Below are 18,880 nucleotides of genomic sequence, written 5' to 3'. Positions count from 1 at the left end.
CCAGGCATGAACAAACTCTTTAAAGTCACCGCGCTCGCTGGCATGCTGTTAATGGCAGGCCAGTCGTTCGCCGTGGACGATATTACGCAGGCTTCCCAGATCCCCGTTTTAAAGGAAGAGGCGCAGCACGCGACGGTGAGCGAGCGTGTGACGTCTCGCTTTACCCGTTCTCATTATCGCCAGTTCGATCTCGATAACGCGTTCTCGGCGAAAATTTTTGACCGCTATCTCAACCTGCTGGATTACAGCCACAACGTGCTGCTGGCAAGTGATATCGCTCAATTTGAACCGCGTAAAACGCAAATCGGCGACGAATTGCGCAGCGGTAAGCTGGATGTTTTTTACGATCTCTACAATCTGGCGCAAAAACGCCGCTTTGAGCGCTATCAATACGCGCTGAAAGTGCTTGAACGCCCGATGGACTTCACCGGCAACGACAGCTTCAATCTGGACCGCAGCAAAGCGCCATGGCCGAAAGATCAGGCCGAGCTGAATGCGCTGTGGGACGGCAAAGTGAAGTATGACGAGCTGAGCCTGAAGCTGGCGGGGAAAAACGACAAAGAGATCCGCGACACGCTGACTCGTCGTTATAAATTCGCGATTCGTCGCCTGGCCCAGACCAACAGTGAAGATGTGTTCTCACTGGTGATGACCTCGTTTGCCCACGAAATCGATCCTCACACCAATTATCTGTCTCCGCGTAACACTGAGCAGTTCAACACCGAAATGAGCCTTTCTTTGGAAGGGATCGGTGCGGTGCTGCAAATGGACGATGACTACACCGTCATCAATTCCATGGTGGCAGGCGGTCCGGCAGCGAAGAGCAAAGCGATTAGCGTAGGCGATCGCATTGTCGGCGTAGGGCAGACAGGCAAGGCAATGGTCGATGTGATCGGCTGGCGTCTTGATGACGTTGTCGCGCTGATCAAAGGGCCGAAGGGCAGTAAAGTTCGCCTGGAAATTCTGCCAGCGGGCAAAGGCACGAAAACACGTATCGTGACGCTGACGCGTGAACGTATTCGCCTTGAAGACCGCGCTGTGAAAATGTCCGTTAAAACGGTAGGTTCGCAGAAAGTCGGCGTTCTGGATATTCCAGGTTTCTATGTTGGCCTGACGGATGACGTCAAAGCACAGCTGCAGAAACTGGATAAACAGAATGTCAGCAGCATTATCATTGACCTGCGCAGTAACGGCGGTGGAGCACTGACGGAAGCGGTCTCGCTTTCTGGTCTGTTTATCCCATCCGGCCCTGTGGTTCAGGTGCGTGATAACAACGGTAAAGTTCGCGAAGACAGCGATACCGACGGCGTGGTTTATTACAAAGGCCCACTCGTTGTTCTGGTCGACAGATTCAGTGCTTCCGCTTCGGAAATCTTTGCCGCTGCCATGCAGGACTATGGTCGTGCGCTGATTGTCGGTGAGCCAACCTTCGGTAAAGGCACCGTTCAGCAGTACCGTTCACTGAACCGTATTTACGATCAGATGCTGCGCCCTGAATGGCCTGCTCTGGGTTCCGTTCAGTACACCATTCAGAAGTTCTATCGCATTAATGGCGGCAGTACTCAGCGTAAAGGTGTCACGCCGGACATCATGATGCCGACAGGCAGCGAAGAGACGGAAACGGGCGAGAAGTTTGAAGACAATGCGCTGCCGTGGGATAGCATTAATGCTGCGACCTACGTCAAAGCAGGCGATCTGACGCCATTCGGGCCAGAATTACTGAAAGCGCATAACGATCGCATCGCCAAAGATCCAGAATTCCAGTACATCATGAAAGATATTGCTCGCTTCAATGCACTCAAAGAGCGCCGCAATATTGCCTCACTGAATTACGCTCAGCGTGAGAAAGAGAATGAGGAAGATGATGCTACGCGTCTGGCTCGAATCAACGATCGCTACAAGCGTGAAGGCAAACCACCGTTGAAGAAACTGGACGATTTGCCGAAGGATTATCAGGAACCGGATCCGTATCTGGATGAAACTGTTCATATTGCCGTCGACCTGGCGGATATGGAAAAGGACAGACCGGCGGCCGATCCGAAAGCCACCAAGTAATCCCCAACAGGCACAAGCAATTGTGCCTGTATAGGGTGGCAATCTTCATTTATGTACCGTACGAGAAGATGTCACGGTACAGAAGACAAGGAAAATCAATTTATTGATTTTCGGCTGATAACCACAAAAAAGGAAAAACCACGCTTTTTCCTTTTTTGTTTGAAATATAAGGCACAAGCAATTGTGCCTGTTTTTTTATCTTCCTCTTGAGCCCGTCAGCGAGTTACCTGTTAATGTAAAGTTGTGTTTTTCTCGTGACTTAGCGCCCCCGGATAGTTGAAAATCCTCGTCATACCCATACGATATGGGGTATCGCATAGTGCGTATTGTTACAACGAGGTTAATAAAATTATGATGCGAATTGCGCTCTTCCTGATGACCAACCTGGCCGTTATGGTGGTGTTTGGGCTGGTGCTAAGCCTGACAGGAATTCAGTCGAGCAGCATGACCGGCTTACTCATCATGGCGCTGCTGTTTGGTTTTGGTGGCTCCATCGTTTCACTGATGATGTCGAAATGGATGGCGCTGAAGTCCGTGGGCGGGGAAGTCATCGAGCAACCACGCAATGATACAGAACGCTGGTTGATGAACACGGTGGCACAGCAGTCACGTCAGGCCGGCATCGCCATGCCGCAGGTTGCGGTTTATCACGCGCCGGACATCAACGCGTTTGCTACCGGTGCTCGCCGTGATGCCTCTCTGGTGGCGGTCAGCACAGGGTTGCTGCAAAACATGAGTCGCGATGAAGCGGAAGCGGTTATCGCGCATGAAATCAGCCACATCGCGAACGGCGACATGGTGACCATGACCCTGATTCAGGGTGTGGTGAACACCTTTGTTATCTTTATCTCCCGCGTTATCGCGCAGATTGCAGCCGGTTTCCTGGGTGGCAACCGCGATGAAGGGGAATCCAGCAACGGCAACCCGCTGATTTATTTTGCCGTCGCAACGGTACTGGAACTGGTGTTTGGTATTCTGGCCAGCATCATCACTATGTGGTTCTCACGTCACCGTGAATTCCATGCGGATGCGGGGTCAGCCAAACTGGTCGGCCGCGAAAAGATGATTGCCGCGCTCCAGCGCCTGAAAACCAGCTATGAGCCGCAGGAAGCCAGCAGCATGATGGCGTTTTGCATCAACGGGAAGGCGAAGTCCATGAGCGAGCTGTTCATGACTCACCCACCGCTGGACAAACGCATCGAAGCGCTGCGCAGCGGCGAGTATCTGAAATAACGTATTCACAGCACGACCTAAAGCAAAGCGCCTCAAATGAGGCGCTGAGAGTGATGACAAACCTCTAACGAATGAAGATTTGTCATAGGGTGCCTAATAAGAAACAAGGAAAATCAATTTATTGATTTTCGGCTGATAACCACAAAGAAGGAAAAACCACGCTTTTTCCTTCTTTGTCAGCAGTCTGAGCGCCTCAACTGAGGCGCTTTTTTTATGTTCCGGCGCGCGGTTGTGTGATGCGTAACCCGCTGACAATAGCGGCTATCACCGCCAGGCTGCCAGCAAGCAGCAGTGAGGTGTGAGTACCGTGCGTCCCAAAAAGGTTAAACATCAGCGCCACCAATGCAGCGCCGGTACTTTGTCCAAGCAAACGCGCAGTGCCGAGCATTCCGCTGGCGCCACCACTTCGGTTGCGCGGTGCAGAAGACACGATGGTGTGGTTATTGGGCGACTGAAACAGGCCAAAACCTGCGCCGCAAAGGATCATCCGCCAGATGATATCCAGGTCGTGCGGCGATGAGGGCAGTAATGCCAACGCGAACAGCCCGCAGGCCATGACGGCCAGGCCCAACGCGCCCAGCAATCCTGCGTGAACTTTCTCAATCAGGTAACCGGCGAGAGGGGCCATCACCATGGTGGCGAGCGGCCACGGAGTCAGCAGCAATCCTGTTTCGACTTCGCTGCGTCCCATGACGGATTGCAGGAAGAAGGGGAGGGAAACCAGCGCCAGCATCTGCGCACAGAAAGAACAAATGGACGTGCAGATGGAGAGCGAGAAAATCGGGATACGCAGCAGATCGACAGGAAGCAGCGGAACTGGCAGCTTCAACTGTCGACGAACAAAGAAGAACCCGACAATTAACATTGCGGCAATTTCAGCCAGAACCAACTGAAGGGACTGGCCCTGCGCAAAGCTACTCAGCGCCGTGATCAACAGACCAAAGGTTAAAGCGTTCATCACCGCGCTGGGCAGGTCAAAGCGTGAGGCCTGACTACGCGCGGGGTTTGCTGGCAGGTACCGCATTGCAAGGACGAAAGAAATAATCCCCAGCGGTACGTTAATTAAAAACAGCCATTGCCACGAGGCAACAGAAAGGATCGCCGCAGCAATCGTCGGGCCCGCAGCGGAAGACACCGCCACGATGAAGGAGTTGATGCCCATTCCCCGGCCGAGAAACCGCTGAGGATAAATAAGACGAATGAGTGCCGTGTTGACACTCATGAGTGCGGCACCACCCAGTCCTTGCGCGACACGCGCCAGGGTTAACATTTCAAGCGAGTGAGAAAGGGCGCAGATAAGCGAAGTGCAGGTAAACACCACCAGACCACATTTATAGATGCGTCGGTAGCCGAACATATCACCCAAAAAGGCGAGGCTGAGCAGCGAGATAACAATCGCAATCTGATAGGCGTTAACTATCCAGATTGAGGCGGCAGGTGAGGCGTTGAGGTCGCTGGCAATGGTCGGCAGTGCAACGTTGGCAATCGCGCCATCGAGCACAGCCATCGAAATGCCGAGAATAATCGTGAGTATCGCGCCATAGCGCTGCGGGAGCGGCAAGCCGTCGGGGGCTGTTTTATCCATGTGAAAAATAGGTCTTTCTTGAAATCATTATGCAGATAATTATCTTAGCATTGATTATTCAGCAGTATGTCGCAGATTTGTAACGAAGCGAGAGAAGAGTGATTGCGGTGAAAGCTGCGCGAAATTATACTAAAAACCAGTTCTGATTTTTATAAAACAGTCGCGATGAGGTGATGAATGGCAGTTGCGGATTTGGATAAACAGCCAGATTCTGTCTCTTCTGTATTGAAGGTGTTCGGCATTTTGCAGGCCCTTGGGGAAGAGCATGAGATAGGGATCACCGAGTTGTCACAGCGTGTGATGATGTCGAAAAGCACGGTGTATCGTTTTTTGCAGACCATGAAATCGCTGGGCTATGTGGCGCAGGAAGGTGAATCAGAGAAGTATTCGCTGACCCTTAAGCTGTTTGAATTGGGCGCGCGTTCCCTGCAAAATGTGGATTTGATTCGCAGTGCCGATATTCAGATGCGTGAGCTGTCTCGTCTGACCAAAGAGACCATCCACCTTGGCGCGCTGGATGAAGACAGCATTGTCTACATCCACAAAATCGACTCGATGTACAACCTGCGCATGTATTCGCGCATTGGCCGCCGTAATCCACTGTACAGCACCGCAATTGGTAAAGTGCTGTTGGCCTGGCGTGACCGCGAAGAAGTGAAGCAGATTCTGGAACATGTGGAATACAAGCGCAGCACTGAACGTACTATCAGTGATACCGAAGAACTGCTGCCACTGCTCGATCAGGTGCGCGAGCAAGGTTATGGCGAAGATAACGAAGAGCAGGAAGAAGGGTTGCGCTGCATTGGCGTGCCGGTCTTCGATCGCTTTGGCGTGGTGATTGCGGGTCTGAGCATTTCCTTCCCGACGCTGCGTTTTTCCGAAGAGCGTTTGCACGAATATGTCAGCATGCTGCACACCGCAGCGCGTAAAATTTCAGAACAGATGGGTTACAACGACTATCCATTCTGATGGCTGACACCACAAAAAACGCCGCATCTGTTTGCTAATGCCGTTCACTTAAGCCAATGAATTAGGGGAAACTCCGGGATTTGGTTCCCGGAGGGACGCCAAACCCGGTGGTCGCCCCGGATATCTCGGTCTTAAACTAACGGTGTTAGCATCTGTTTGCGGCGTTTTTGTGTAGACAGGTTGTCGTTATCCTTTGTCGACAACAACTTCACTTTTGCGCAGTACAGGGCAGTTCGTTAACCCGATAATGCCGCTGTCTGAATGAATGTATTGTGCGGTACTCGTGCCACGCGCGGTGACATATTTACACTGTAATCCTAGGCCGCCGGCATTCTCATTGCTGCCAATAAGTACTCCATAGCCCGTTAAAAGCAGTGCGATCCAAACAATCGCGAGTACAATAATTGTGCGAATCATCAAGCGCATAGTTGCCTCATTATTTTGACTTCCGGGCATAAGAGTAGTTTGTTCACGCTCTGAAACAAGTCAATGATTCCTAAAATGAACAGTCTCCAGTACAGTTAGCCGCGGTTTAAGGTTAGCGTGCTAATCTATTGGCAAATGTGGTTATCCGGAGTGCGGAGTGAAAAAGTTACGGTGGGTCATTCTGATTGCTATCCTTCTGCTGGTCTGTACGTTGCTGTGGACCCAGATGATTAACGTGCTGTGCGATCAGGATGTTCAGTTCTTCAGCGGTATTTGCACCATCAATAAATTCATTCCCTGGTAAGCTTTTTTCTTGCCGATGATTTCCTTCCTCAGGCTGAGTGGTAGAATGATGGCTTCAATTTGAGGTGGTGAAATGATTGATTTGATGAATTCCAGCATGCTTAATCTGGCCTCGCTGGTCGTTTCTTTACTGGTACTGGTCATCGGTCTTGTGCTGTGGTTCTTTGTGAACCGCGCAAGCTCCCGCAGCAATGAGCAGATTGAACTTCTGGAAGCACTTCTGGATCAGCAAAAGCGTCAAACGGCTTTACTGCGCCGTCTTTGTGAAGCGAATGAACCGGAGAAAGTCGAGCCGGTGAAACCCGCAGAGCAAGTTCAGGCTCAGGAAGAAGGTGACGATTTTATCCGTCTGGTGGCGGAACGCTGAACCAGCACTCCTCCCGGTGGCCTTTGACTACCGGGAAGGGCATGACCCCGACGCTATACTCTTTTCTTCTTAACTATCACTTATCCGTCTTGACCTTCCTGACTATTTTTCGCACTCCGCTTGTAAAATTTTTTTAATATTGTCTCCGCTTTTTTAGATGATGGATTCCAAAACGCAGCGAAACGTTTTTATTGCGCCAGAATGAGGCATTGTCATCAGCGTTTCATTATTATGGTGCATCATCACTCATATTTTACTCTGATATATCCCCTGAACTTTATAAGTCTGGTCACTTCAATTTGAAGCATATTTATGCAATTTTATTTCGAAGTTTAGAAAAATATCGGGTTTGCACTGAGCACACCTGGACAGATCTAAACCTATTGAGCTAAGGTAAAAAAGTGTTAGAAACGCTGTGTGAACCCGCTGTCACAGGTGAGTTACCACAGCGGATAGACGATGAGAAAAGACGCATAAATGTGCAGACAAACAAACTTTGTTTTAGGATTTGTGCGACCGATCGAGTCACGTTTAAAAATGGCTTGCCATTATTAACGTTGTATGTGATAACACGTTTTGGGTTAAACGAGGTACAGTTCTGTCTATGTGTGGCATTTTCAGTAAAGAAGTCCTGAGTAAAGACGTTGTCGTTGAATACCGCTTCTCTGCCGAACCTTATATTAGTGCCTCATGCAGTAATGTCTCAGTTTTAGCTAGGTAAGTGCCCTCGGGCGAAGAAAACACTCTAAGGAATTTTGCAAATGGCAAAGATTAAAGGTCAAGTTAAGTGGTTCAACGAGTCTAAAGGTTTTGGTTTCATTACTCCTGCTGACGGCAGCAAAGACGTGTTCGTACACTTCTCTGCAATCCAGGGTAACGGCTTCAAAACTCTGGCTGAAGGCCAGAACGTTGAGTTCGAAATTCAGGACGGCCAGAAAGGCCCAGCAGCTGTTAACGTAACCGCTATCTGATTACGAATCCACTGATCTCTATTTGACATCAGCCATAAAGCCTCGCTCTTAGCGGGGCTTTTTACTTTCCGTTGCAAACTATGTCTGCATCCCGCCTCTGTCGCGCTTTGTTGCAAATCCACATCATTATTAGCATTGTTTAACGGTTATCCTGGCTTCTTTTCACGTTAAATCATTGGGTTGTAAATGATAACCCGGGAGGCGGAGTGCAGAACCATCGCCATCATTTTACCCCTGTCCGTTTTGGGCTGGTGTGTGTGGGAATTTTATGTTGTCTTGGATTGTTGCTGGCACGTGTCGGCTGGCTGCAAATTGTTTCCCCGGATAATCTCGTCAAACAAGAAGATATGCGCTCACTGCGTGAAGAACCCATTGATGTTCCGCGCGGTATGATTGTCGATCGTGAAGGCAGGCCATTGGCGGTCAGCGTGCCAGTCAGTGCCATTTGGGCCGATCCGCAAACGCTCATAGAAAAAGGTGGAATTGGCTACAACGCCCGCTGGCAGGCACTGGCGAATGCGTTGCATATTTCACTCACCGAACTGACGACGCGCATTACCCTGCATCCTCACTCTCGCTTCCTTTATCTGGCTCGCCAGGTTGATCCCCAACAGGCAAACTGGATTGAAAAGCTGCATCTGCCGGGCATCAATCTGCGTGATGAGTCGCGTCGTTTTTACCCTGCCGGGCACGTGGCGGCTAATCTGATTGGCTTCACCAATATCGACGACCAGGGCATTGAGGGCGTTGAAAAAAGTTTTAATACCCAACTGCAGGGAAAACCTGGGTTACGTCTGGTGCGTAAAGACCGCCATGGTCACGTCATTGAAAATCTGACCGAGCAAACGCCGGTGCCCGCGCATAACTTGCAGCTCAGTATTGATGAGCGGCTGCAAACCGTCACCGAAGACGCTCTGGACAATGCCGTCCGCTGGAACAAGGCGGAATCGGGCGCGTCGGTACTGATTAAAATCAATACCGGTGAAATCCTCTCGATGGCGAGTTTCCCGGATTTTAATCCTAATAATCGCGACAAGGCGACACTCGATGATTTCCGCAATCGTGCCATCAGCGACACCTTCGAGCCCGGTTCCACGGTAAAACCCCTGGTAATCATGACCGCGCTGCAACAGGGCATTGTCCAGCCAGACAGCGTGGTGGATACGCATCCTTATGTTGTCGACGGGCACAGGATCCGCGATGTGGGCTACTATCCTGAACTGACACTCACCGGTATTTTGCAAAAATCGAGCGACACGGGCGTTTCGCATTTGTCATTGGCGATGCCGATTCAGCGGTTGCTGGATACTTATAAAGCCTTCGGTTTTGGGCAATCAACGGGATTAGGGTTAACCGGGGAAAGCCAGGGCCTGATGCCGCAACGTCGATTTTGGGGACAGCTCGATCGTGCGACGTTTGCCTTTGGCTATGGCCTGATGGTGACCCCGCTTCAGCTTGCCCATGTTTACGCCACGATTGGGGGCTTTGGGATGGAGCGGCCACTTTCCATTACGCGAATCGACCCGCCGGTTATTGGCCATCAGGTGATGTCGCCGGAGATTGTGCATCAGGTTGAACATATGATGGAGAGCGTTGCTTTACCCGGCGGTGGGGGAATTAAAGCGGCGGTGCACGACTATCGCGTGGCCGTGAAAACCGGTACGGCGAAGAAGATTGGGCCAGACGGTAAGTACATCGACAAATATATTGCCTATACCGCGGGTGTCGCGCCAGCCAGCAATCCTCAGTATGCGCTGGTGGTGGTCATCAACGATCCGCAAAACGGCGATTACTACGGCGGGGCAGTCTCTGCGCCTGTCTTCAGCCAGATTATGGGTGATGTGCTGCGCCTGGAAAATGTCATGCCGGACGGCATTGCGCCGGGTTCCGATAATCTCATTGTGATGCACGATAGCAACAGTGTGGCTCCGGCGCTGTAATCCATTCACCTGAAGGGCGAATAGCGGTACACTTTCGCCCTTTCTACTGTGACCGGAGTCATCATGTCCTGGAGTTGTCCTCTCTGTAACGCACCGCTTGAGCGCCATAACAACAGCTATCTCTGCCCACAGCGCCATCAGTTTGATTTGGCGAAAGAGGGCTACCTGAACCTGTTGCCGGTACAGTTCAAGCGTTCGCGCGATCCGGGTGACAGCGCGGAGATGATGCAGGCGCGTCGCGCATTTCTTGATGCCGGGCATTATCAGCCTCTGCGAGATGCCATCAGTGGCCTGCTAAAACAGGTAAACGCCGCCAATGTTCTCGATATCGGTTGTGGCGAAGGGTATTACACTCACGTTTTTGCTGAAAATGCTGAGCACACATGGGGGCTGGATGTGTCAAAAGTCGCCGTACGTTACGGCGCTAAGCGTTACCCGCAGGTGGATTTTTGTGTGGCTTCCAGTCAGCGCCTGCCTTTTAGCGATGCCTGCATGGATGCGGTCGTTCGCATCTACGCGCCTTGTAATCCGCAAGAACTGGAAAGAGTGGTGAAACAGGGCGGGGTGGTGATTACCGCCACTCCGGGACCGCGTCACCTGATGGAACTCAAGGGCTTAATCTACGATGAAATTCGACTGCATGAAGCCAACAGCGAAGCGCTTCCCGGTTTTCGTCTGAGTGAAACGCAGCAGCTTGCCTATCCGATGAAGCTAAAGGGCAGTGAAGCGGTCGCTTTATTGCAGATGACGCCGTTTGCATGGCGGGCAAAACCGGAAGTATGGGAAAAACTGGCGGGGCTTGAAACATTTGACTGCCAGACCGATTTTTTGATTCAGGTCTGGCAGCGCGAAGATTAACCGGCGAAGTGGCTCCAGAGGATCTGGACGCCAATGCCAATCAGCACAATACCGCCGAGGATCTCGGCTCGCTTGCCTAACAGCGGGCCGATAAAACGGCCGACCATCATGCCAATGGTGGTCATCACCAGCGTGGCGCAGCCAATAGCCAGCGCGGTGAACACAATATTCACCTGCAGGAAGGCCAGGCCGACACCGACCGCCATGGCGTCCAGACTGGTGGCAATCGCGGTGGTGACCAGCAGCCAGAAACCGTGACGGCTGGGTGCTTTCTCTTCTTCATCTTCATTTCCGCGCCAACCTTCAATCAGCATTCGACCGCCAAGGAAGACCAGCAGGACAAATGCAATCCAGTGATTCCATTCCAGCACGAACTGGCTTGCCAGCATACCGAGGCCCCAGCCAATCAGCGGGGTGATGGCTTCAACACAGCCAAAAATAAGGCCGGTGCGTAAAGCTTCAGAGAATTTCGGTTTATGAAGTGATGCGCCTTTGCTTATCGATACCGCAAATGCGTCCATCGACATACCAAAAGCCAGGAAGATAGTGGCTGAGAGATTCATCGCTTGTCCTGACCGGGGAAATATCCATATGACACACCACTGCCCCCAGTAAACCCATGCCCGAACAACCCGGCCATGATGCAGGTGGTATGTCTATGGTCTCGCCTGCTCATCTTGCTGATGAACCGTACGCGCCACGTTTTGCAACGAGTATGTTGACACGTACATTTCCGGGAAAGGAAATTGGCTACTCCCCAACGACGGCGCAACCTTAACATAATTTGAGAAAATAAAACAATAACAAAAACTCGCTATTTATATGAGTTATTGATAACGATTTTCATTTGTCTTTATAGGTAAGGGGATCGTTAATAAATATGAGGGAATGGGCCGAGGGAATATAGCCATTGCTATACATTTTTTTGCACAATATAACAGCAAATATAGCCATGGCTATAAATGTAACTCACTGAGAATTAGCGAGTAATTTGTAAATGCGTTCAAGGTCGTCGATATTTTTAACCCTGACAAGCAGACGACGTTGTTCTAATTGCATCACCAGAACACCATCTTCAGATAAATTCATTTCTTTGATTCGGGAATAAGCAATCCACACGTTGCTGAAGAAAAAGCCCTCTTGTTTAAAAATAATTTTTGGCGTGCGGATCCAGAACAGATATAACCCCATTAAAGCCAGAGCACATAATAACCATGTGGTGATTAACTGACCGTGGGCATTGATATTTTGATAAATCAGGATAGCGACCAGACCGACGAAAATCAGACCATCGACGCGTCCACGGCGGAGCAGAGGAATGGCAAGGCGCGTAACACCGTGACGGCCCGGCATGATGAACTGATCGTAAATGGCGTACGCCAGCAGGGCCACAATAAACAGCACCAGCACCCAATCCGTGATTGTCATTGAACCTCCAGAAATAAAAAACCGGGGCCCTAAGGCCCCGGCTGAACAGATAATGACTCTGAGCTCATCGCAGGACTGACAAATGAAATCAGATAAAAACAAGGAAAATCAATTTATTGATTTTCGGCTGATAATCACAAAGAAGGAAAAACCACGCTTTTTCCTTCTTTGTCGGATATCAAACCGGGGCACGAAGGCCCCGGCTGAACAACACGATATTACAGACCCAGCAGGCCGACCGCGTAGCCCGCGATACCGATGACGAAGAAGCCAACGATAATCCACAGCGGGTTCACTTTCTTACGCAGCAGCCACATACAGGCGAAGGTCAGCAGCAGCGGCACCAGGCCCGGCATCAGCTGGTCAAGGATGGTCTGCACGGTGGTTACACGAGTTTGACCATCCTGACCGGTGATGGTCGAAACCACCAACGGGATGTTCACGTGCGTCCACTTGTTAACCAGGGCCCCCATGACAAACAGGCCGAGGATTGACGCCCCCTCAGTCAGTTTCTGCAGGAAGCCGCCGCCCATATCTTTAACGATGTCCACCCCTTTACGGTAGCCGTAAGCCACACCGTAGTAACGGGTTGCCAGACGCACGGCGTTGAACAGGATGAAGAACAGCAGAGGACCGAGCAGGCTGCCGCTCATCGCGATACCGGCACCCAGTGCCGCAAATACCGGACGGACGGTACCCCAGAAGATAGGGTCACCTACGCCCGCCAGCGGCCCCATCAGACCGACTTTGATCCCGTTGATGGCACCATCATCAATCTCTGCGCCGTTTGCACGCTGCTCTTCCATCGCCAGCGTCACGCCCAGTACTGGCGCCGCAACGTATGGATGGGTGTTGAAGAATTCCAGGTGACGTTTAATCGCCTGACGACGCGCTTCGTTGTTTTCCGGATACAGGCGTTTGATAGCCGGTACCATGGAGAAGCAGAAGCCCAGCGCTTGCATACGTTCGAAGTTCCATGAACCCTGGAACAGGTTAGAACGAAGGAACACGCCACGAATGTCACTCTGAGTGAGTTTTTTCTCAGTGGTAGTTTTAGTGATATCAACCATTTCGCTCACCTGTTAGTCCAGTTGGTTATCGAGATCGTTGTTAGCAGCCTGTACCGGGCCACCTGCAACGCGATTGTATTTCGGGCTCAGCTGGATATACAGAATTGCCATGACGGCACCAATCACACCCAGAGCAACCAGGTTGAAGTTGGTGAAGGCTGCGGTAACGAAGCCGAGGTAGAAGAACGGCATCAGGTAGCCAGCACGCATCATGTTGATGACCATCGCGTAACCCACCACCACGATCATGCCACCGGCGATGTTCAGGCCGCCAGTCACCACTTCAGGGATGGCATTCAGCATGCTCTGTACTTCGCTGGTTCCTACGGAGATAGCTACGATAACCGCCGGGATAGCGATACGCATTGCCTGCAGGAACAGGGAAGAAACGTGTATCCAGGACAGTGCCGTCAGGTTGCCATTCTCAGCCGCCTTATCTGCCGCGTGCTGGAAGGCTACGGTGATAGTACGAACGATGATGGTCAGAACCTGGCCTGCGGCTGCCAGTGGGATTGCCAGTGCGATACCTGCACCGATGCTTTGATGTCCTGCGATAACCAGAACGGTTGAAATGATGGACGCCAGCGCGGCATCAGGGGCAACCGCCGCACCGATGTTCATCCAGCCCAGGGCGATCATTTCCAGGGTACCACCGATGATAATACCGGTTTTCATGTCACCAAGAACGGCGCCAATCAGGGTACAAGCGACCAGCGGACGGTGGAACTGAAATTCATCGAGTACCGATTCCATACCCGCAATACACGCGACGATGAACACCAGCACAATCTGAAGAGTGGTAATCTCCATTGTACTTCTCCTATAACGTAAGTCTTAAGGTTGAAAATTCAGTGAACAGACAGTGCCGGACTTATTTGCCAACCTTGCCTATCAAATCCATCATTTTCAGTCGCTGATCGGTGGAAACTTTACGCGCTTCCAGTTCGATACCGCGTGCATTCAGTTTGTTGAAGGCTTCGATATCTTTCTCATCAACAGAAATGGCGTTGTTGACCTGAGTTTTACCCTGACGGAAAGCCATGCCCCCGATGTTCACCGTGGTGATTTTCACGCCCTGTTCAACGATACGTTCAACGTCGGTCGGGTTAGTAAACAGCAGCATCACGCGCTCGCCGGCATACTGCGGGTTGTTGTAGACGCGAATCATTTTCGCGACATCAACCACGTGCGCGGTCACACCCGGAGGCGCAACCTGAGTCAGCAGCGTTTTACGAACGGTGTCTGCCGCCACTTCGTCGCTGACGACGATAATGCGGGTGACGTTGGTTTCTTTGGTCCAGCGAGTCGCTACTTGTCCGTGGATGAGACGGTCATCAATACGCGCCAGGCCAATAACCATGTAGTCATTCGGGCCCATGGGTTTCGCGGGTGCTGCGGCTTTCTGGGCAACAGGCGCTGCCGCAGGTGCTGCTTTCACCGCCGGTTTGGCTTTCAGCGCTTTCACGCCTTCGCGACCGGTTTCCACCGCCAGTGCGACCAGCTCGTCAAAGCCTGGGTTGTCGTCACGCGCCATCAGCGTTTCAACCAGCATAGGGATGTTGACGCCCGCGATAACTTCGTGATGCTCTTTATCGACGACAATGCGGCTTGCCGCGTTAAACGGACTGCCGCCCCATGTATCAACGAGAAACAGCACACCCTTACTGGTGTCGAGTTTTTCGAGCTGTGCGTTGTACTTCTCGATCAGCGTCTCTGCATTTTCGCCAGGCACAAAATCGATCCAACCCACGTTTTCCTGCTCACCCAACAGCATTTCTGCCGTTTTCAGCAGTTGTTCTGCAGCCCAACCATGTGTGCCTATTACAATAGCAATCGTCACTTGCTACCTCCTTTATTATCGTTGCGTCTAAAGTTCGGACGCTTGATGAACCGTTGGTGGTGACCGAATCGATTCAGATAGGGGTTAGAGTAAAAATGTTTATTACTTCCGTGAATTATTTTAGATAGTGAAAAAATAATTAATGTGATGAAGATCCGCTATTTATGCATCAGCAGGCAATAATTTTGGAGCGCAAAAAATCACCGGGTGAATGCAAAGAGACGTAAATTTTTTTGCTGGACGCTGATCCTCTCTGGTATGTTTATTTTCCGTTTAATAACACAGGAGTATAGGGCATAGCCCGAAATATGGACCGTCACCGACGTCAGTTCACCCCCTGGCACCACGCTGCCACACCCCATTCCCCATCCAATCGCACCGAGATAGTCACGTCTGTTTTTGACAAGGTGATGACAGCTATTGCCGCGAGCAGGAGCTATTCATGGAACTTTTAATGGATCCCTCAATCTGGGCAGGCCTGCTGACGCTGGTCGTCCTGGAGATCGTTCTTGGTATTGATAACCTGGTGTTTATTGCCATCCTTGCCGACAAATTGCCACCCAAACAGCGTGATAAAGCGCGTTTGATCGGTTTGTCGTTGGCGCTGGTCATGCGTCTTGGCCTGCTGTCGGTCATTTCGTGGATGGTGACCCTGACCCAACCGCTGTTCAGCGTCATGGACTATTCGTTCTCGGGACGAGACCTGATCATGCTGTTCGGCGGTATCTTCCTGCTGTTTAAGGCGACGACCGAGCTGCATGAGCGGCTGGAAAACCGACAGCATGACGAAGGGCACGGTAAAGGCTATGCCAGCTTCTGGGTGGTGGTGGCGCAAATTGTGGTGTTGGATGCCGTGTTCTCACTTGATGCGGTGATCACCGCCGTGGGGATGGTGAACCATCTGCCGGTGATGATGGCGGCCGTGGTGATTGCCATGGCTGTGATGCTGCTGGCGTCAAAACCGCTGACCAACTTCGTCAACCAGCACCCAACAGTGGTGGTGCTGTGTCTGAGCTTCCTGCTGATGATTGGCCTGAGCCTCGTCGCAGAAGGGTTTGGTTTCCATATTCCGAAAGGCTACCTGTACGCCGCCATTGGTTTCTCGATAATCATCGAGCTGTTTAACCAGATTGCTCGTCGTAACTTCATCAGGCACCAGTCTAACGTGCCGCTGCGCGCCCGTACCGCTGATGCGATCCTCCGTCTGATGGGCGGCCGCAAGCAAAACGTGGTGCAGCACGATGCCGAAAATCCGGTGGCTGTGCCTGTGCCAGAAGGGGCCTTTGCTGATGAAGAACGCTACATGATCAACGGTGTTCTGACGCTGGCTTCGCGCTCAGTGCGTAGCATCATGACGCCGCGCGGTGAGATTAGCTGGGTTGATGCCAACCTGAGCGTGGATGAGATCCGCCAGCAGCTGTTATCGTCGCCACACAGTCTGTTCCCGGTGTGTCGTGGTGAGCTGGATGAAATCGTCGGTGTCGTGCGAGCCAAAGAGATGCTGGTGGCGCTGGAAGCGGGTGAAGATGTCGCCGCGATGGCTTCTGCTTCCCCTGCGATTGTGGTACCGGAAACGCTGGACCCGATTAATCTGTTAGGCGTTCTGCGCCGCGCGCGTGGCAGCTTTGTTATCGTCACCGATGAGTTCGGTATGGTGCAGGGGCTGGTGACACCGCTGGACGTGCTGGAAGCGATTGCCGGTGAATTCCCGGATGCTGACGAAACGCCAGAAATCGTCGCCGACGGTGAGGGATGGCTGGTGAAAGGTGGCACAGACCTGCATGCCTTGCAGCAGGTTCTGGGGCTGGACCATCTGCGTAATGACGATGATGACATTGCCACCGTGGCAGGCCTGGCGATTGCGGTGAACGGCCATATTCCACAGGCTGGTGATGTGCTGAGCGTCCCCCCACTGGAGATAACCATCGTTGAGGCGAATAACTATCGAGTCGACCTGGTTCGCGTGGTGAAACAACCTTCGCCGCACGAGGACGAAGAAGCGTAAGCCTCACAATATAACGGGCAGCACATGCCCGTTGAGGTAGATGACAACCCTCCAGCGAATGAAGATTTGTCATTGGTCACTGAGTAAAAAATAAGGAAAATCAATTTATTGATTTTCGGCTGCTAATTACAAAGCAGGAAAAACCACGTTTTTTCCTGCTTTGTCAGCAATTTATAACGGGCAGCACATGCCCGTTATGCTCCTTCGGAGGAGTTGAACCGCTTTCGAGCCAGCGCGGAAAATCAGCGACGGGCATCGGCTTCGCATAAAGATAGCCCTGCAAAAAATGAACGCCATGGCGACGCAGATAATGCGCCTGCTGTGGCGTTTCTACCCCTTCAGCCACCAGTTCAATGTTCAGCCTCTGACCCAAAGCGATGATGATATCCGTCACCGTTGAGTTCACCGCGTCGGTACCAATCGCATTGGTGAAGGATTTATCAATTTTGAGGATGTCCGGTCGAAGCTGTTCCAGCCAGGAAAGGGCGCTGCTGCCGGTGCCAAAATCATCAATCGCCAGACGCACGCCTTTGCGATGCAGCTCGCGCACCAGCCTGTAATCAACGCCCTGAAGATTGTCACGTTCTGTTATCTCAAGCACAAGCTGTTGCTGAGGGCGAGCGTTAAACCAATATTGATTCACATCACGCAGTAAAGCGCCCTGCAGAAAGTGGCTGGAGGCAACGTTAATGCTGATATCAAAACGCGGATCTGCCGGGAAATAGCCAATCTGGCGGATGGTTTCGCTAATCACATAGCGCGTCAGCGGCGCGATAAGGTTTTCTCGCTCTGCCACCGGAATAAAGACTTCAGGGGATATCCAGCCGAGGCGAGGATTGTTCCAGCGTAGTAAAATTTCTACGCCGTTGCACCGTTGAGTGCGAGTGTCCAGCTGTGGCTGGCAATAAAGCTCGAATTCACGCCGCGCCATACCAACGGCGATTTCACGCGTAAAACTCATCCTCCCGGCAGTCGCAAACCAGGAAATGCCCGCCAGCAACAGGCTCAGAATAAGCGCCAACGGGGCTTGTGATGGAAGATCATTCAACGCGAGCGCTGTTGCTCCGGGCGTGGTCACGCTGATGCTGAACGGGAAAAGCTCAGACTGGCGAGTGACAACCTCTTCGTCGTTTGCCAGCTGTAGCTGATCGCTGATCCCCTGAGATTCGCTGTAGTACCGGTTACCCACCGAAACAATGACCCGTTGGATCATCGGTTGTTGAGGCTCCAGCAGCAGGGAACTCACCAGATGGATATTGACCGTCAGCATCACTCCATCTTCTCCGTCGGCTGAGGCCGGATACCACTGAATCAGAATGGGTGAACCTTTAAGCAGAGAGTGGTCAATCGACAGCAGCAATCTGGACTGCGCAGAGGGCAGCTCGGGCTGATTTTCCCGCAGGACGACATCACGATCGCCAAAGACACTGGAGCAATAGATGACGCCCGATTTCACCAGGGCGATAGAGCGTAGCGTTTGCAGTGCGGCGGCTTGTTTGCGCATGGGCAGGTGAACCGCTTCACAGTTTTGTCCCACCAGCTTTACCAGTTCATGACGCTTCCCGGCAACGGGCATCAATATCTTATCGAGGCTTTCCACGGCGTGGCGTGCGTAAGCGTCAATCCGTTGCTGATTTAAGCTGCGCTGCGAAATAAACCGCAGGCCAAAGGTCAGGAATAAGGTCAACAGCGCGACCAGCAAGCAAATCACAATTCGCTTGCGGCGATATCCCATGATCAGGTTCTGAGCTGTTTGCATGACGCGCATCCACTCCGGTGAACGCCGACCAGAATGTCAGCGTTAACAGAGCAAGTGTAGTGCTCTGTCGC

General features: G+C 51.9%; 17 protein-coding genes and 1 pseudogene. 10 read left to right on the top strand and 8 right to left on the bottom strand.

What is annotated here, in order from left to right; translation table 11 throughout:
• Window positions 1–6 precede the first annotated feature (6 nt).
• Window positions 7–2,055 (top strand): carboxy terminal-processing peptidase, encoded by a 2,049-nt coding sequence (gene prc, locus ACLW56_RS09775; protein ID WP_330983586.1) that lies wholly within the window; start codon window positions 7–9, stop codon window positions 2,053–2,055.
• Window positions 2,056–2,406: 351 nt separating this feature from the next.
• Entirely contained in the window at window positions 2,407–3,288 is an 882-nt protein-coding gene (gene htpX / locus ACLW56_RS09770; RefSeq protein ID WP_330983585.1) for a protease HtpX, read from the top strand.
• Between the two features lie 211 nt (window positions 3,289–3,499).
• Here the strand turns inward: htpX and ACLW56_RS09765 are convergent, their stop codons facing one another.
• Window positions 3,500–4,873, bottom strand: a complete 1,374-nt coding sequence (locus tag ACLW56_RS09765; protein ID WP_330983584.1) for an MFS transporter — start codon at window positions 4,871–4,873, stop codon at window positions 3,500–3,502.
• 177 nt (window positions 4,874–5,050) lie between these two features.
• On the opposite strand from ACLW56_RS09765, the gene kdgR reads away from it, so the two are divergent.
• Window positions 5,051–5,842 (top strand): DNA-binding transcriptional regulator KdgR, encoded by a 792-nt coding sequence (gene kdgR / locus ACLW56_RS09760; protein WP_330983583.1) that lies wholly within the window; start codon window positions 5,051–5,053, stop codon window positions 5,840–5,842.
• Window positions 5,843–6,028: 186 nt separating this feature from the next.
• Here the strand turns inward: kdgR and ACLW56_RS09755 are convergent, their stop codons facing one another.
• Window positions 6,029–6,268 (bottom strand): YobH family protein, encoded by a 240-nt coding sequence (locus ACLW56_RS09755; protein ID WP_330983582.1) that lies wholly within the window; start codon window positions 6,266–6,268, stop codon window positions 6,029–6,031.
• Window positions 6,269–6,425: 157 nt separating this feature from the next.
• Here ACLW56_RS09755 and mgrB point away from each other — a divergent pair, with 157 nt between their 5' ends.
• From mgrB to rlmA, 6 genes and pseudogenes are all read left to right on the top strand, one after another.
• A complete protein-coding gene (gene mgrB / locus ACLW56_RS09750; RefSeq protein WP_330983581.1) occupies window positions 6,426–6,572 on the top strand; it encodes a PhoP/PhoQ regulator MgrB in 147 nt (48 codons plus the stop codon).
• Between the two features lie 72 nt (window positions 6,573–6,644).
• On the top strand, window positions 6,645–6,938 hold the full coding sequence (locus ACLW56_RS09745; RefSeq protein ID WP_330983580.1) for a YebO family protein: 294 nt from the start codon (window positions 6,645–6,647) through the stop codon (window positions 6,936–6,938).
• 604 nt (window positions 6,939–7,542) lie between these two features.
• Window positions 7,543–7,687: pseudogene (locus tag ACLW56_RS09740) on the top strand (DUF2627 domain-containing protein).
• A gap of 12 nt (window positions 7,688–7,699) precedes the next feature.
• Window positions 7,700–7,909, top strand: a complete 210-nt coding sequence (cspE, locus tag ACLW56_RS09735) for a transcription antiterminator/RNA stability regulator CspE (protein WP_001062678.1) — start codon at window positions 7,700–7,702, stop codon at window positions 7,907–7,909.
• A gap of 206 nt (window positions 7,910–8,115) precedes the next feature.
• The gene (gene ftsI, locus ACLW56_RS09730) at window positions 8,116–9,849 is read left to right on the top strand and encodes a peptidoglycan glycosyltransferase FtsI (protein WP_330983579.1); all 1,734 of its coding nucleotides are present in this window, start codon (window positions 8,116–8,118) and stop codon (window positions 9,847–9,849) included.
• Window positions 9,850–9,912: 63 nt separating this feature from the next.
• Window positions 9,913–10,707 (top strand): 23S rRNA (guanine(745)-N(1))-methyltransferase, encoded by a 795-nt coding sequence (rlmA, locus tag ACLW56_RS09725; protein WP_330983578.1) that lies wholly within the window; start codon window positions 9,913–9,915, stop codon window positions 10,705–10,707.
• Here the strand turns inward: rlmA and mntP are convergent.
• From mntP to manX, 5 genes are all read right to left on the bottom strand, one after another.
• A complete protein-coding gene (gene mntP / locus ACLW56_RS09720; RefSeq protein WP_330983577.1) occupies window positions 10,704–11,270 on the bottom strand; it encodes a manganese efflux pump MntP in 567 nt (188 codons plus the stop codon). The two genes, rlmA and mntP, sit on opposite strands and share 4 nt — an antisense overlap.
• 406 nt (window positions 11,271–11,676) lie before the next feature.
• Window positions 11,677–12,135, bottom strand: coding sequence for a DUF986 family protein (locus tag ACLW56_RS09715; RefSeq protein WP_330983576.1), 459 nt, complete (start codon window positions 12,133–12,135; stop codon window positions 11,677–11,679).
• Window positions 12,136–12,353: 218 nt separating this feature from the next.
• Complete coding sequence (locus ACLW56_RS09710; protein ID WP_330983575.1) at window positions 12,354–13,205, bottom strand: PTS mannose transporter subunit IID; 852 nt, start codon at window positions 13,203–13,205, stop codon at window positions 12,354–12,356.
• Window positions 13,206–13,217: 12 nt separating this feature from the next.
• A complete protein-coding gene (locus tag ACLW56_RS09705; RefSeq protein WP_330983574.1) occupies window positions 13,218–14,015 on the bottom strand; it encodes a PTS mannose/fructose/sorbose transporter subunit IIC in 798 nt (265 codons plus the stop codon).
• Between the two features lie 61 nt (window positions 14,016–14,076).
• Entirely contained in the window at window positions 14,077–15,045 is a 969-nt protein-coding gene (manX, locus tag ACLW56_RS09700) for a PTS mannose transporter subunit IIAB (RefSeq protein WP_330983573.1), read from the bottom strand.
• 442 nt (window positions 15,046–15,487) lie between these two features.
• On the opposite strand from manX, the gene yoaE reads away from it, so the two are divergent.
• Window positions 15,488–17,050, top strand: coding sequence for a CNNM family cation transport protein YoaE (gene yoaE / locus ACLW56_RS09695; RefSeq protein WP_330983572.1), 1,563 nt, complete (start codon window positions 15,488–15,490; stop codon window positions 17,048–17,050).
• A 163-nt stretch (window positions 17,051–17,213) separates the two neighbouring features.
• Here yoaE and ACLW56_RS09690 read toward each other — a convergent pair whose 3' ends face one another.
• The gene (locus tag ACLW56_RS09690; RefSeq protein WP_330983571.1) at window positions 17,214–18,809 is read right to left on the bottom strand and encodes a cyclic diguanylate phosphodiesterase; all 1,596 of its coding nucleotides are present in this window, start codon (window positions 18,807–18,809) and stop codon (window positions 17,214–17,216) included.
• Window positions 18,810–18,880: the final 71 nt, after the last annotated feature.

The sequence above is a fragment of the Pantoea sp. sgz302252 genome (assembly GCF_047713085.1).
Lineage (GTDB): Bacteria > Pseudomonadota > Gammaproteobacteria > Enterobacterales > Enterobacteriaceae > Scandinavium.
This window is presented reverse-complemented; position numbering and strand designations above follow the sequence as displayed.

Excerpts from the sequence above, each read along its gene's own strand:
- prc (WP_330983586.1), top strand. The coding sequence starts at position 7 with ATGAACAAACTCTTTAAAGTCACCGCGCTCGCTGGCATGCTGTTAATG.
- htpX (WP_330983585.1), top strand. The coding sequence starts at position 2,407 with ATGATGCGAATTGCGCTCTTCCTGATGACCAACCTGGCCGTTATGGTG.
- ACLW56_RS09765 (WP_330983584.1), bottom strand. The coding sequence starts at position 4,873 with ATGGATAAAACAGCCCCCGACGGCTTGCCGCTCCCGCAGCGCTATGGC.
- kdgR (WP_330983583.1), top strand. The coding sequence starts at position 5,051 with ATGGCAGTTGCGGATTTGGATAAACAGCCAGATTCTGTCTCTTCTGTA.
- ACLW56_RS09755 (WP_330983582.1), bottom strand. The coding sequence starts at position 6,268 with ATGCGCTTGATGATTCGCACAATTATTGTACTCGCGATTGTTTGGATC.
- ACLW56_RS09745 (WP_330983580.1), top strand. The coding sequence starts at position 6,645 with ATGATTGATTTGATGAATTCCAGCATGCTTAATCTGGCCTCGCTGGTC.
- cspE (WP_001062678.1), top strand. The coding sequence starts at position 7,700 with ATGGCAAAGATTAAAGGTCAAGTTAAGTGGTTCAACGAGTCTAAAGGT.
- rlmA (WP_330983578.1), top strand. The coding sequence starts at position 9,913 with ATGTCCTGGAGTTGTCCTCTCTGTAACGCACCGCTTGAGCGCCATAAC.
- mntP (WP_330983577.1), bottom strand. The coding sequence starts at position 11,270 with ATGAATCTCTCAGCCACTATCTTCCTGGCTTTTGGTATGTCGATGGAC.
- ACLW56_RS09715 (WP_330983576.1), bottom strand. The coding sequence starts at position 12,135 with ATGACAATCACGGATTGGGTGCTGGTGCTGTTTATTGTGGCCCTGCTG.
- ACLW56_RS09710 (WP_330983575.1), bottom strand. The coding sequence starts at position 13,205 with ATGGTTGATATCACTAAAACTACCACTGAGAAAAAACTCACTCAGAGT.
- ACLW56_RS09705 (WP_330983574.1), bottom strand. The coding sequence starts at position 14,015 with ATGGAGATTACCACTCTTCAGATTGTGCTGGTGTTCATCGTCGCGTGT.
- yoaE (WP_330983572.1), top strand. The coding sequence starts at position 15,488 with ATGGAACTTTTAATGGATCCCTCAATCTGGGCAGGCCTGCTGACGCTG.
- ACLW56_RS09690 (WP_330983571.1), bottom strand. The coding sequence starts at position 18,809 with ATGCAAACAGCTCAGAACCTGATCATGGGATATCGCCGCAAGCGAATT.